This window comes from Aquipuribacter sp. SD81 (assembly GCF_037153975.1).
Taxonomy (GTDB): Bacteria; Actinomycetota; Actinomycetes; order Actinomycetales; family JBBAYJ01; genus Aquipuribacter.
The window spans coordinates 18,978-31,574 of sequence record NZ_JBBAYJ010000001.1 but is presented as its reverse complement, the minus strand read 5'-3'; the positions used below and the strand labels follow the sequence as shown (position 1 = coordinate 31,574).

The window sequence follows — 12,597 nt, the reverse complement described above, 5'->3', positions numbered from 1 at the left end:
TGGGACCTGGTGGGTGTGGGGCGCGCGGTGCCGGTGGGCGCCGCGGTGCTGCGGGTGGTGCGCCGGTGCGGCAGCAGGTGCGGTGTGCGGTGACCCGGAGGTCAGGCCGCCTCGCCGCCCTCCTGCTCGCGCTTGGCCCGCAGCGCGTCGACCGCACGGGCGGCCTGGGCGAGCGGGGCGTTGGCCATGTAGACCGCCTTGGACAGCGGGGCCTTCATGGCGCCGGCGAGCTTGGCGAGGAGCACCTCGCGCGGCTCGAGGTCGGCCAGCTTCTGCAGCCCGGCCGCGTCGATCGGACGTCCCTCGAGGACGCCGCCCTTGATGACGAGGGCGGGGGCGTCCTTGCCGAAGTCGCGCAGGCCCTTGGCCGCCTCGACCGGGTCACCGGTGACGAAGGCGATGGCCGTGGGGCCCGTGAGAGCGTCGGTGTCGAGGCCCTCGAAGCCCGCCTTCTCGGCGGCGATCTTCGTGAGGGTGTTCTTGACGACGGCGTAGGTCGCGTTCGCGCCCAGGGCGCGACGCAGGGCGGTCAGCTGGGAGACGGTGAGCCCGCGGTACTCGGTGAGGACGGCGGCGTTCGAGGCGCGGAACAGGTCCGCGAGCTCGGCGACCGCGTCGGCCTTCTCCTGGGTGGGCATGTGGGTCCTTCCGTCCGGCCCGGGTCGCGGGACCGCTGGCGCGGTCCCGGCCGAACGGAGGAGGCCCGGGGACGACGAACGCCCCGTGCGCCGGCGCACGGGGCGTGGGGCCGTTCGTGGCCCTGCTCTGTGTCACCTGCGCGGGCCGTCCGGGGTGTCCCGGCTCCTTCGACCACCCCGGAGGGCGGCGACCAGCGGTCTTCGGCGTCTGAAGGGTACGCGGCGCGGGGCGCGGCGACCAAATCGCGTCGCGCGGCTCCCCGCGCGACTGGGACGTCTCCCCCGCGCCTGGGACGGCTTCGGGGTCCTGGACGCCGCGCCACCCCGAGGACGTCCGCGTCGCCGCCGGAACGTCCCACTCGCCGCCGGTGGTGGGAGCGCGCGCACGCCGCTACGGCCCCGGCCGGACCACGACGTCCCCCGACTCGCGGCTGGGACGTTCGGCCTTCGACTGGGACGTCTGAGGGCGGGGCGGGGCGGTGGGACCCCGAGGACGTCCCAGGCGCGAGCGGGACGTCCCAGGCGCGTGCCGGACGTCTCAGGCGACTGCGGCCGGACGCGCCGGAGCCCGGCACGCGCGTGGCGTGCCGGGCTCCGGCGGGAGTGCTGCGTCGCTCAGACGGCGGCGGCGTCCGTCGCGCCGAGGGCGCTCGGGTCCAGCGGGATGCCGGGGCCCATGCTCGAGGCGAGCGTCGCCTTCTTCACGTAGCGGCCCTTGGCGGCCGACGGCTTGAGGCGCATGACCTCGTCCATGGCGGCCGCGTAGTTCTCGGCGAGCTTGTCGGCGTCGAAGGACGCCTTGCCGATGATGAAGTGGAGGTTCGAGTGCTTGTCGACCCGGAACTCGATCTTGCCGCCCTTGATGTCGGTGACGGCCTTGGCGACGTCCATCGTGACCGTGCCGGTCTTCGGGTTCGGCATGAGGCCGCGGGGCCCCAGCACCTTGCCGAGCCGGCCGACCTTGCCCATGAGGTCGGGGGTCGCGACGACGGCGTCGAAGTCGAGCCAGCCGCCCTGCACCTTCTCGATCATGTCGTCGGAGCCGACGTAGTCGGCGCCGGCGTCGAGGGCCTGCTGCGCACGGTCACCGGTGGCGAAGACCAGGACCCGGGCGGTCTTGCCCGTGCCGTGCGGCAGGTTGACGGTGCCGCGGACCATCTGGTCGGCCTTGCGGGGGTCGACGCCCAGCCGCAGGGCGACCTCGACGGTCGCGTCGTACTTCGTGGTCGACGTGTCCTTGACGAGGCGGACGGCCTCGGTCGGGGTGTACAGGCGCTCGCCGTCGATCTTGTCGGCGGCGGCGCGGTAGGCCTTGCTGCGCTTCATGTCTGCTCCTGCTCGGGGGCCGGCGGTGTGCCGGCGGGTCGGAGTCGTGGTCTGCGGGCCGCGCGCGGCCCTCCCACGTGCCTCGCGGTGGAGGCGGGCGGGGCGTCGCTCAGTCGGCGACCGTGACGCCCATGCTGCGGGCGGTACCGGCGATGATCTTCGCGGCCTGGTCGACGTCGTTGGCGTTGAGGTCGGCCATCTTGGTCTCGGCGATCGAACGGACCTGGTCGCGGCTGATCGTGGCGACCTTGGTCGTGTGCGGGGTGCCGGAGCCCTTCTCGATGCCGGCGGCCTTCTTGATGAGCTGCGCGGCCGGCGGCGTCTTCGTGACGAAGGTGAACGAGCGGTCCTCGTACACGGTGATCTCCACCGGGACGATGTCCCCGCGCTGCGACTCGGTGGCCGCGTTGTACGCCTTGCAGAACTCCATGATGTTGACGCCGGCCGCACCGAGGGCGGGGCCGATCGGCGGAGCGGGGTTCGCGGCGCCGGCCTTGATCTGGAGCTTGATGACTCCTGTGACCTTCTTCTTCTTGGGAGGCACGTCTCGGGTCCTTCTGGTTCAGAGGGGTGGGGCCGACGGGCATGGGCGTGCCCGCCGACCGCCAGGTCGACCGGTGGATTGTCTCAGAGCTTGGCGACCTGGTTGAACGACAGCTCGACGGGCGTCTCGCGGCCGAAGATCGACACGAGCACCTTGAGCTTCTGGGAGTCGACGTTGATCTCGGAGATCGTCGCCGGGAGCGTCTGGAACGGGCCGTCCATGACCGTGACGGACTCGCCCACCTCGTAGTCGACCGTGGCGGCCGGCGCCTGGGCGCCCCCACCGCCGCCGGCGGCGCCGCCCGCGGCGGCCGCGGGCTGGGCGACGGTCGGGGCCAGCATCCCGACGACCTCGTCGACGGTCAGCGGCACCGGGTGGTGAGCGGAGCCGAGGAAGCCGGTGACGCCGGGCGTGTGCCGCACCGCACCCCACGACTCGTCGGTGAGGTCCATGCGCACGAGGACGTAGGAGGGGATCCGGACCCGACGGACCTGCTTCTTCTGCCCGTTCTTGATCTCGGTCACCTCCTCCATGGGGACCTCGACCTGGTGGATGTACTCCTCCATGTTGAGGGAGGTGATGCGTGCCTCGAGGTTCGTCTTCACGCGGTTCTCGTAGCCCGCGTAGCTGTGGACGACGTACCACTCCCCCGGCACGCGGCGGAGCTCGCGGCGCAGGTCCTCGACCGGGTCGGCGGGGGCCTCGTCGGCCGAGGTGGTGCCGACGACCTCGGTGACGTCGTCGGTGGCGTCGCCGTCCTCGTCGACGTAGTCCTCGCTGCGGACCTCGGGGGGCTCGGTGGCGGCCAGGTCGGCCTCCTGCACGCTGAGCGAGGAGTCGTCGAGGTCGTCGAGGTCGTCGGCCCCGTCCGTCGTCCCGTCGAGGTCGGGCGCCTGGGTGCCGTCGACGGAGTCCTCGGCGTCGGTCACGACGTCGGGCTGGTCGGACATGCGGGGAACCTGCTTCCTGGTCGGGGGCGTGGGCGGACGGGCGCGCGGCCCGCGGCGGACCTCAGCCGCCGAAGGCCCACAGCACGAGGCGCCCGAACGCGAAGTCGAGCACCCCGACGTAGATCATGATGGCGACGACGAAGACGAGGACGACGCTCGTGTAGGCGACGAGCTCGTCGCGGGTCGGTCGGACGACCTTGCGGAGCTCGGCGACGACCTGCCGGAGGAAGAGGACGAAGCCACCGTTCCGACGGCGGTCGTCGGTCGGGCTGCTCTGACCCTCGCGGGTGTCGGTCACCGTGCTGCCTTCTCTCCTCGAGCGCCCCCGGGCGCCGTACCGTGCCCGGCTCGGCCGGGTGCCTGTCGCGCAGGGCAGGAGGGACTCGAACCCACAACCGCCGGTTTTGGAGACCGGTGCGCTACCAATTGCGCCACTGCCCTTCGGAGCGCCCCGCCGCGCCGAGCGCCCCGGCCGGGGCACGTCGAGCACGTGCGGGTGCACGCCGTCGAGTGAGCATACGCACCCGGCACGTCCCGGGTCGAACCCGCTGCACGGACGGCCTCGGCGCCCGGCCGGGCCACCCGGCAGGATGGGCGGCATGAGCACGCCGCAGCCCGACGCCAGCCCCGACGTCACGCCCGCCAGCCGTCCCCGGGTCTCGGCCCGGGTGGGGGGCATCAGCGAGTCCGCCACCCTCGCCGTCGACGCGAAGGCGAAGGCCCTCAAGGCGCAGGGCCGGCCCGTCATCGGCTTCGGTGCCGGCGAGCCCGACTTCCCGACCCCGCCGGAGGTCGTGCAGGCGGCGGTGGAGGCCTGCTCGGACCCCGCGACGCACCGCTACACCCCGGCGGGCGGGCTGCCCGCGCTCAGGGAGGCGGTCGCGGCGAAGACGGCGCGCGACTCCGGCTACGAGGTGCAGCCCTCGCAGGTGCTCGTCACCAACGGCGGCAAGCAGGCGGTGTACGAGGCGTTCGCCACCCTGCTCGACCCGGGTGACGAGGTGCTGCTCCCGGCGCCGTACTGGACGACGTACCCGGAGGCGATCCGCCTCGCGGGCGGCGTGCCGGTGGAGGTCTTCGCCGGTCCCGAGCAGGGCTACCTCGTGACGGTCGAGCAGCTGGAGGCCGCCCGCACCCCGCGGACGAAGGTGCTGCTGTTCTGCTCCCCGTCCAACCCGACCGGCGCCGTGTACCCGCGGGAGCAGGTCGAGGAGGTCGGCCGCTGGGCGCTGGAGCACGGGGTGTGGGTCGTCACCGACGAGATCTACGAGCACCTCACCTACGACGGCGTCGAGGCGGCGTCGATGCCGGTGGTCGTGCCCGAGCTCGCCGACACGTGCGTCGTGCTCAACGGGGTCGCGAAGACGTACGCGATGACGGGCTGGCGGGTCGGCTGGCTCCTCGGCCCGGCCGACGTCGTCAAGGCCGCGACCAACCTGCAGTCGCACCTGTCGAGCAACGTCGCCAACGTCTCGCAGCGCGCGGCGCTCGCGGCCCTGTCGGGCTCGCTGGAGGCCGCGCACCGCATGCGGGAGGCCTTCGACCGGCGCCGGGCGACGATGGTGCGGATGCTCGAGGAGATCGACGGCGTCTCCTGCCCCGTCCCGAAGGGCGCCTTCTACGCCTACCCCGACGTGCGCGGGGTCCTCGGCCGCGAGGTGGCGGGGCGCACGCCCACCACGTCGGCGGAGCTCGCCGAGGTCATCCTCGAGGAGGCGGAGGTCGCGGTCGTGCCGGGCGAGGCGTTCGGGCCCAGCGGCTTCCTGCGGCTGTCGTACGCGCTCGGCGACGACGACCTCGTCGAGGGCGTCGGACGCATCCAGCGCCTGCTCGGCGCCGGCTGAGGCGGGGGTCCACTGACCGGTGGACCCCGGTGCCAGCCGGGCGGTGCTCGCGGGGGCGCGGCGCCCCCGACGAGCCTGGGGGCATGACACCGGACGCCACCCTCCCGCCCGGCACGGACCTCGCCGTCCGCGTGCGCGGGCTCCGCAAGTGCTACCGCGTCGACCGGTCGACGGTGCGGGACGCCGTCGCGGGCGTCGACCTCGACGTCGCCCGAGGCGAGGTGCTCGCCCTGCTCGGGCCGAACGGCGCCGGCAAGTCGACGACGACGGAGGTCCTCGAGGGCATCCGCCGCCGCGACGCCGGCGACGTCGACGTCCTCGGCCGTGACCCCTGGCAGGCGCCGCTGTCGTGGCGCGCCCGGGTCGGGGTCGTCCTGCAGGACACGTCGGAGCCGGTCGACCTCACCGTCGCCGAGCTCGTCCACCACTGGAGCCGGCTGTACCCGGACCCGCGTGACCCCGACGAGGTCGTCGGGCTCGTCGGGCTCGCCGAGAAGGCCCGGGCCCGGGTGCCCTCGCTGTCCGGCGGGCAGCGACGGCGCCTCGACGTCGCCCTGGCCGTCGTCGGGCGCCCCGAGCTGCTGTTCCTCGACGAGCCCACGACCGGCTTCGACCCCGCCGCGCGCCGCGCCTTCTGGGAGGTCCTCGAGGGGCTGCGGGACGAGGGCACGACGATCCTCCTCACCACGCACTACCTCGACGAGGCGGCCCGGCTGGCCGACCGGGTCGCCGTCGTCCACGGCGGCCGGCTCGTCGCCTGCGGCCCGCCCGCGACCCTCGGGGGCGCGCTGCGGGAGGAGTCGACCGTCGTGTGGCGCGACGCGGACGGCCTCGTGCACCGCCAGGCGACCCGCACCCCCACCCGCGTCGTCCGCTCGCTGCCGACCGGACCCGACGGCGAGGTCGCCGGGCTGCAGGTGACGCGCCCGTCCCTGGAGGACGTCTACCTCCGCCTCATCGGCGACGCCGCCGCCGACGACCCCGTCGCGCACCCCGCGACCCGTCCCGACCTCGAGGAGGCCGTGCGATGAGCACGCTCGCGATCGGCGCCGCCCGCACCCGCGTGGAGCTCCTGCAGTTCTTCCGCGAGCGCGACGCCGTGATCTTCAACCTGCTCTTCCCCGTCATCCTGCTCGTGATCTTCGGCAGCGTCTTCGACGCCGAGCTGCCGGGCGGCGTGCCCTTCACCCAGTACTTCGTCGCGGGCATCGCCGCCGCCGGGGTCCTGCTCACGAGCTTCCAGGCCATGGCCATCGAGCTGACGATCGAGCGGGACAACGGCACCCTCAAGCGGCTGCGGACCACGCCCATGCCGCCCGTGGCCTTCTTCCTCGGCAAGATCGGCCAGGTCCTCCTCACCACGGCGCTTCAGCTCGTGCTGCTGCTCACCGTCGCGGTCCTGTTCTTCGACGTCACCCTGCCGAGCGGCGCGGACCTGTGGGTCCGCTTCGCGTGGATCGTCGTGCTCGGCACCGCCGCGGGCACGGTCCTCGGCATCGCCTTCAGCTCCGTGCCGCCGAACGCCCGCTCCGCGAGCGCGGTCGTGACGCCTCCGATGATCGTCCTGCAGTTCATCAGCGGCGTGTACTTCGTCGTGTCCGACCTGCCCGGCTGGATGCTCGACGTCGCCTCGCTCTTCCCGCTCAAGTGGATGGCGCAGGGCATGCGGTCGGTGTTCCTCGATGACACGGGCTGGCTGCAGGTGGAACCCTCGGGGTCGTGGCAGACGACCGAGACGGCGGTCGTGCTCGTCGTGTGGCTCGTCGCCGGGCTGGTCCTCGCCCGGCTGACGTTCCGGTGGCTGCCCCGTCGGCACGGGTGAGCGAGCACACCGGCCCCACGACCCCGCCGGTCCACGCGTGGGACCGACGGGTCGTGGGGTGGGACGCCGCGTTCTGGGTCGTCCTCGCCCTCGCCGCGGTCTCCCTCGTTGCCGAGGGCGACAACCCGCCCGAGCAGCTCGTGACGGCGTTCACCGTGATCGGCGTCCTCGCGGTGGCCTACCTGCTCCTCGGCGGCCCGGCCGCCCGGACACGGTCGCAGCCGCGGGCCTTCGGCTACCTCGCGGTGCTCGTGGTCGCCCTCGTGCTGCTGCTGTGGCTGGACGCCGGCACCTCGTTCCTGCTGTTCCTCGCCTACCCGCAGGTGTGGCTGCTGGTCGAGGGCCGTGCCCGCGCCGTCGCGATGACGGCGGTCGTGTCGGTCGCCGGGCTCGTCGGCTTCGGCCTCGCGTTCGGCTTCGGCCCCGCGGCGCTGCGCAGCTACGGCGCGGCGGTAGCGGCGAGCTTCCTGTTCAGTCTGACGCTGGGACTGTGGATCAGCTCGATCATCGAGCAGTCCGCCGAGCGGGCCGACCTGCTCGACCAGCTGCGCCTCACCCGTGCGGACCTCGCCGCCGCCGAGCGGTCCGCCGGTGCGGCCGAGGCGCGGGCCCGGGTCGCCCGCGACATCCACGACACCCTCGCGCAGGGCTTCACGAGCCTCGTCGTGCTCGCGCAGGTGGCGCGCCGCGACGTGGAGACCGGCGACGCCGACCGGGCTCGCGAGCGTCTCGCCGCGATCGAGGACGTCGCCCGCACGAACCTCGTGGAGGCGCGGGCGCTCGTCGCCGCCTTCTCCCCGGTGGAGGTCCACGGCAGCGACCTGGCCGGGGCGCTGCGCCGCCTCGCGGACCGGTTCGCGGCGGAGACGGGGCTGCGGGTGTCGGTGGAGGTCGAGCAGGCCGGCGCGGACCTCGACCAGGACCTCGCCGTCGTGCTGCTGCGCACGGCGCAGGAGGGCCTGGCGAACGTGCGCAAGCACGCCGCGGCGACGACGGTGCGGCTGGGTCTCGACCGCTCCGACGGCACCGTCCGCCTCGTGGTCGAGGACGACGGCCGCGGCCTGGTCCCCGGCGCGGCGCCGACGGGGTACGGCCTGCAGGGCCTGCGGCAGCGCGCCGGGGACGTCGGCGGCCGCGTCGACGTCGCGAGCGGCCCGGGTGGCGGCACGCGCCTCGCGGTGGAGGTGCCGGAGGCGTGAGCGACGCGCGGCCGGTCCGGGTCCTCGTCGCCGACGACCACCCCGTCGTGAGGGCGGGCATCGTCGGCCTGCTGTCCGGGGAGCCCGACGTCGAGGTGGTCGGGCAGGCCGCGGACGGCGAGGAGGCCGTCACGCTGCACGAGCGGCTGCGCCCCGACGTGCTGCTCACCGACCTGCGCATGCCGCGCCTGGACGGCGCCGGGGCGACCGAGCGCGTGCTGGCTCGCGACCCCGGGGCGGCGGTGCTCGTGCTCACGACGTACGACACCGACGCGGACATCCTCCGTGCCGTCGAGGCCGGCGCGCGCGGGTACCTGCTCAAGGACTGCCCCGCCGAGGTCCTCGTGCAGGGCCTGCGCGCCGCGGCGCGCGGCGAGACGGTGCTCGCGCCCCAGGTGGCCGCCCGCCTCGTGCGCCGGGTCCGCGCGCCGGCCGCGCCCTCGCTGACCCCGCGGGAGACCGACGTCCTGCGGGGGGTCGCCGAGGGGTGGAGCAACGCGGAGATCGGCCGCCGGCTGTTCATCGGCGAGGCGACGGTCAAGACGCACCTGCTGCGCGTCTTCGCGAAGCTCGACGTGGACGACCGCACCCGCGCCGTCGTCGTCGCCCAGCAGCACGGCCTGCTCTGAGGCGACGGGCCCGCGGCGAGGCACCGGGCGCAGGGGCGCCCTGCGTAGTCTGCCGCGGTGCCCACGCCCGCCGGTCGCCGTGACCTCGCGACGCTGCCCAAGGCGCACCTGCACCTGCACTTCACGGGCTCGATGCGCCCCGGCACGCTCGAGGAGCTCGCCGCCGGGTGCGGCGTCCGGCTGCCGGAGACGCTGCGGGAGCACCACCTGCTGCGCGTGCCCGCGGACGAGCGCGGCTGGTTCCGCTTCCAGCGGCTGTACGACGCGGCGCGCGCGTGCGTGCGCAGCGCCGCCGACATGCGGCGGATCGTGCTCGAGGCGGCCGCGGACGACGCCGCCGAGGGCTCGCGCCGCCTGGAGCTGCAGGTGGACCCGACGTCGTACGCGCCGCACGTGGGCGGCCTCACCCCCGCGCTGGAGGTCGTGCTCGACGCCGCGCGCGAGGCGAGCGCCACGACCGGGTGCTCGGTGGGGGTGGTCGTGGCCGCGAGCCGGCTCCGGCACCCCCTGGACGCCCGCACCCTCGCGCGCCTCGCGGCCCGGCACGCGGGCGACGGGCCCGGCGAGGTCGTGGGGTTCGGGCTGAGCAACGACGAGCGGCGCGGGGACACGGCCGAGTTCGGCCCCGCCTTCGCCATCGCCCGGCGCGCCGGGCTCGCGTCCGTCCCCCACGGCGGTGAGCTGCTCGGCGCCGACCACGTCGCGCACGTGCTCGCCGAGCTCCGCCCCGACCGGCTGGGCCACGGCGTCCGCTCGGTCGAGGACCCTGCCGTGCTGCGGCAGGTCGTCGCGGCGGGGGTGGGGCTCGAGGTGTGCCCGGCCAGCAACGTCGGCCTCGGTGTCTACCCGGAGCCCGAGGCCGTCCCGGGGCGGCGGCTGCTGGCCGCGGGCGCGCAGGTGGCGCTCGGCGCCGACGACCCCCTGCTCTTCGGGTCCCGCCTGGTCGCGCAGTACGAGACGGCCCGCGACGGCTGGGGCCTCGACGACACCGCGCTCGCCGACCTGGCCCGGGCCAGCCTGCGGCTGGCCCGGGTGGGCGAGGCGCAGCGGGCGGGCTGGCTCGCGGAGGTCGACGCGTGGCTCGCCACCCCGCCGGGCGCGCCCGCCCGGGGCCACGACGCCCGCGACGCCCGCGACGCCGTCAGAGGCTGACGCCGACCAGCCGCGGCTCGGGCACGAGCACGACCCCGAACGCCGTCACGACGGCGTCGCGGACCTCGCGGGCGAGCGCGACGACGTCCGCGGCCCGCGCGCCGCCCCGGTTGGTGAGGGCGAGGGTGTGCTTGGTCGACACGGCCGCCGGGCCCGGCAGGCCGTGCCCCCGGCCGATGCCCGCGTGCTCGATGAGCCACGCGGCGGGCAGCTTGACGAGCGCCCGGCCGTCGCCGTCCTCCCCCGCCGGCCAGCGGGGCGCGTCCGCGAGCGCCGCGGTGAGCGCGTGCTCCGGCACGACCGGGTTGGTGAAGAACGAGCCGACGCTCCACGTGTCCGGGTCCGGGGCGTCGGGTGAGTCGAGCACCATGCCCTTGCCCGCCCGCAGCGCGAGCACGGCCTCGCGGACCTCCTGCAGCGGCGCGCGCCCGCCGACGTCGACCCCGAGCCGGCGGGCGAGCTCGGTGTAGCGGACCGGGGCGGACAGGTCGGCCAGGCGCAGCTGGAAGCGCACCCGCAGCACGACGTAGCGGTCACCGCCGTCCGGCCCGGAACGGGCGGCCCGCTTGAGGGCGGAGTCGCGGTAGGCGAAGGCGCACTCGCGGTTCGCGAGGGTCCGCACGCGCCGCTCGAGGCGGTCGTAGACCTGGACCGACGCGACGGTGTCGGCGACCTCCGCGCCGTACGCGCCGACGTTCTGAACCGGAGTGGCCCCGACGCTGCCGGGGATGCCGGACAGCGCCTCCAGACCCGCCCAGCCGGAGCGGCACGCGAGCGCGACGAGCTCGTCCCACACCACACCGGCCTCGACGAGCACGTCGGCGCCACCACAGGCGTCCGCGCCCGGCACCGTGACCCCGGGCACGGGCCGCAGCGCGTCGTCCGCCGCGCCGGCGACGAGGCCGGGGGCCCGGACGTGGACCACGGTGCCGTCGAAGCCGTCGTCGCCGACGACGAGGTTGGACCCGCCCGCGACGAGGAGCAGCCGCTCGCCCCGCGCGTCGACCTCCGAGACCGCCGCGAGCAGGCCGTCGGCGTCGTGGACGTCGACGAGCCGGCCGGCCGGCCCGCCGACGCGCAGGGTCGTGAGGTCGGCGAGGGTCGTCACCGCGGCAGGTTAGCCGCGTCCGCCGGGCGCCCGGGCGGGCGCGTCGACCGGGACGGCGACCGGGTCGGCGGACCCGCTCCCCGGCGGCGCGGGCGTCACCGGGCGCATGGCCGCGGCCGTGCAGGCCGCGAGGACGGCGGCGCCGAGCGCGGCGAGCAGGGCGAGGTCGGTGCCGAAGCGCTCGCCGAGCAGGCCGACCAGCGGCGGCCCGGCGAGGAAGGCGGTGTAGGCGACGGAGGCCACGACCGACACCCGCACCGCCGCCTTCACGGGGTCGTCCGCGGCCGCCGTCATGCCGACGGGGAAGCCGAGGCTCGCCCCGACGCCCCACAGGACGGCACCGAGCACGGGCCCGAGCAGGCCGGGCACGAAGACGACGCTCAGCACACCGAGCACGACCATGCCCGCCATGACGAGGAGCGGGCGGTAGCGGCCGTAGCGGTCGAGGACCGCCGGGCCGAGGAAGCGGCCGGCCATGACGCTGGCGAGGAACACCCAGTACACGGCCACCCCCACGTGCTCCTCGGCGCCGCGCGAGTCGCGCACGGCGATCGCGAGCCAGTCACCGGCGATGCCCTCGGCCAGCGCGAAGCCGAGCATGGTGACGCCGACGAGGAGGGTGCGGGGCTCGCGCCACGCGTCTGCGAGGGAGTAGCGCCGGACCGGGGCGCCGGCGGGGGCACCCGACGCGGCGGCGGCCTCGGCCGCGTTGCGGGCGTGCTCGTCGGCCGCGCCGCGGGAGCCGAGGTGCGGCGGCAGGAAGTGGCGGACCGACAGTGCGGCACCGACCAGGACGAGCACCGACATGACGAGCAGGTGCGGCCCGCGCCCGACGGCGAGGAACGCCGCCCCCGCGGCGACACCCGCACCGAGCACCGTGCCGACGCTCCACAGCCCGTGGAACCGCGGCATGATCGTGATGCCGAGGCGGCGCTCGACGTCGGCGGCCTCGACGTTCATGGCGACGTCCCACGCGCCGTTGGCGAAGCCCCACACGAAGAGCCCGACCGCGAGCAGGACGCGGTCCGGCGCCCAGCCGACCACGGCGACCCCGAGGCAGGCCGCGACGGCCCCCGCGAGGACGACCGGGCGCACGCCGAGGCGCTGCACGAGGGCGCCCGCGGTGGGCAGCGCGAGCAGCGAGCCGACCGAGCCGGCGAGCAGGAGCAGCCCGAGCTGCTGGGGGCTCAGCGCGAGGTCCTCCCGCACGGCGGACAGCCGCGCGAGCAGGCCGGAGATGAGGACGCCGTTGGCGGCGAACACGGCGTACACCGACAGGGTCGCGGCCCGCACGGCGCGGGCGTCGGCGTCCGTCCGGGTCTCGTCGACGACGCTCACGGTGCTCCTCCTCCTGGACCGCCGCGGCGGGCCGCATGGGTCGAATC

13 protein-coding genes and 1 tRNA gene are annotated in these 12,597 nt (G+C 75.5%); 6 read left to right on the top strand and 8 right to left on the bottom strand.

Features of this window, described 5'->3' with window-relative positions; all coding sequences use genetic code 11:
• Window positions 1-101: 101 nt before the first annotated feature.
• The 6 genes from rplJ to WAA21_RS00155 all read right to left on the bottom strand — a co-directional run bounded on the left by rplJ (window position 102) and on the right by WAA21_RS00155 (window position 3,899).
• Window positions 102-638, bottom strand: coding sequence for a 50S ribosomal protein L10 (gene rplJ / locus WAA21_RS00180; protein ID WP_336920705.1), 537 nt, complete (start codon window positions 636-638; stop codon window positions 102-104).
• A 615-nt stretch (window positions 639-1,253) separates the two neighbouring features.
• Window positions 1,254-1,964 (bottom strand): 50S ribosomal protein L1, encoded by a 711-nt coding sequence (gene rplA, locus WAA21_RS00175; RefSeq protein ID WP_336920704.1) that lies wholly within the window; start codon window positions 1,962-1,964, stop codon window positions 1,254-1,256.
• A 109-nt stretch (window positions 1,965-2,073) separates the two neighbouring features.
• Entirely contained in the window at window positions 2,074-2,508 is a 435-nt protein-coding gene (gene rplK, locus WAA21_RS00170) for a 50S ribosomal protein L11 (RefSeq protein WP_336920703.1), read from the bottom strand.
• 83 nt (window positions 2,509-2,591) lie between these two features.
• Window positions 2,592-3,458, bottom strand: a complete 867-nt coding sequence (nusG, locus tag WAA21_RS00165) for a transcription termination/antitermination protein NusG (RefSeq protein WP_336920702.1) — start codon at window positions 3,456-3,458, stop codon at window positions 2,592-2,594.
• A 61-nt stretch (window positions 3,459-3,519) separates the two neighbouring features.
• The gene (secE, locus tag WAA21_RS00160) at window positions 3,520-3,756 is read right to left on the bottom strand and encodes a preprotein translocase subunit SecE (protein ID WP_336920701.1); all 237 of its coding nucleotides are present in this window, start codon (window positions 3,754-3,756) and stop codon (window positions 3,520-3,522) included.
• 70 nt (window positions 3,757-3,826) lie between these two features.
• Window positions 3,827-3,899: transfer RNA gene (locus WAA21_RS00155), tRNA-Trp, on the bottom strand.
• Window positions 3,900-4,057: 158 nt separating this feature from the next.
• Here WAA21_RS00155 and WAA21_RS00150 point away from each other — a divergent pair.
• From WAA21_RS00150 to WAA21_RS00125, 6 genes are all read left to right on the top strand, one after another.
• A complete protein-coding gene (locus WAA21_RS00150) occupies window positions 4,058-5,302 on the top strand; it encodes a pyridoxal phosphate-dependent aminotransferase (RefSeq protein WP_336920700.1) in 1,245 nt (414 codons plus the stop codon).
• Window positions 5,303-5,385: 83 nt separating this feature from the next.
• Window positions 5,386-6,333: an ABC transporter ATP-binding protein gene (locus WAA21_RS00145; protein WP_336920699.1), complete on the top strand. Its 948-nt coding sequence runs from the start codon at window positions 5,386-5,388 to the stop codon at window positions 6,331-6,333.
• The gene (locus tag WAA21_RS00140) at window positions 6,330-7,124 is read left to right on the top strand and encodes an ABC transporter permease (protein WP_336920698.1); all 795 of its coding nucleotides are present in this window, start codon (window positions 6,330-6,332) and stop codon (window positions 7,122-7,124) included. Before WAA21_RS00145 ends, WAA21_RS00140 begins: the two co-directional genes overlap by 4 nt.
• On the top strand, window positions 7,121-8,323 hold the full coding sequence (locus WAA21_RS00135) for a sensor histidine kinase (RefSeq protein WP_336920697.1): 1,203 nt from the start codon (window positions 7,121-7,123) through the stop codon (window positions 8,321-8,323). Before WAA21_RS00140 ends, WAA21_RS00135 begins: the two co-directional genes overlap by 4 nt.
• A complete protein-coding gene (locus tag WAA21_RS00130; RefSeq protein WP_336920696.1) occupies window positions 8,320-8,952 on the top strand; it encodes a response regulator transcription factor in 633 nt (210 codons plus the stop codon). The genes WAA21_RS00135 and WAA21_RS00130 overlap by 4 nt, the downstream gene beginning before the upstream one ends.
• A 132-nt stretch (window positions 8,953-9,084) precedes the next feature.
• Window positions 9,085-10,104 (top strand): adenosine deaminase, encoded by a 1,020-nt coding sequence (locus WAA21_RS00125; protein ID WP_442893204.1) that lies wholly within the window; start codon window positions 9,085-9,087, stop codon window positions 10,102-10,104.
• Here WAA21_RS00125 and WAA21_RS00120 read toward each other — a convergent pair.
• Both WAA21_RS00120 and WAA21_RS00115 read right to left on the bottom strand, forming a co-directional pair.
• Window positions 10,094-11,212: a UDP-N-acetylmuramate dehydrogenase gene (locus tag WAA21_RS00120; RefSeq protein WP_336920694.1), complete on the bottom strand. Its 1,119-nt coding sequence runs from the start codon at window positions 11,210-11,212 to the stop codon at window positions 10,094-10,096. The genes WAA21_RS00125 and WAA21_RS00120 overlap by 11 nt on opposite strands.
• A 9-nt stretch (window positions 11,213-11,221) precedes the next feature.
• Window positions 11,222-12,550, bottom strand: a complete 1,329-nt coding sequence (locus tag WAA21_RS00115) for an MFS transporter (RefSeq protein WP_336920693.1) — start codon at window positions 12,548-12,550, stop codon at window positions 11,222-11,224.
• Window positions 12,551-12,597 lie beyond the last annotated feature (47 nt).

Excerpts from the sequence above, each read along its gene's own strand:
- rplJ (WP_336920705.1), bottom strand. The coding sequence starts at position 638 with ATGCCCACCCAGGAGAAGGCCGACGCGGTCGCCGAGCTCGCGGACCTG.
- rplA (WP_336920704.1), bottom strand. The coding sequence starts at position 1,964 with ATGAAGCGCAGCAAGGCCTACCGCGCCGCCGCCGACAAGATCGACGGC.
- nusG (WP_336920702.1), bottom strand. The coding sequence starts at position 3,458 with ATGTCCGACCAGCCCGACGTCGTGACCGACGCCGAGGACTCCGTCGAC.
- WAA21_RS00150 (WP_336920700.1), top strand. The coding sequence starts at position 4,058 with ATGAGCACGCCGCAGCCCGACGCCAGCCCCGACGTCACGCCCGCCAGC.
- WAA21_RS00145 (WP_336920699.1), top strand. The coding sequence starts at position 5,386 with ATGACACCGGACGCCACCCTCCCGCCCGGCACGGACCTCGCCGTCCGC.
- WAA21_RS00140 (WP_336920698.1), top strand. The coding sequence starts at position 6,330 with ATGAGCACGCTCGCGATCGGCGCCGCCCGCACCCGCGTGGAGCTCCTG.
- WAA21_RS00125 (WP_442893204.1), top strand. The coding sequence starts at position 9,085 with ATGCGCCCCGGCACGCTCGAGGAGCTCGCCGCCGGGTGCGGCGTCCGG.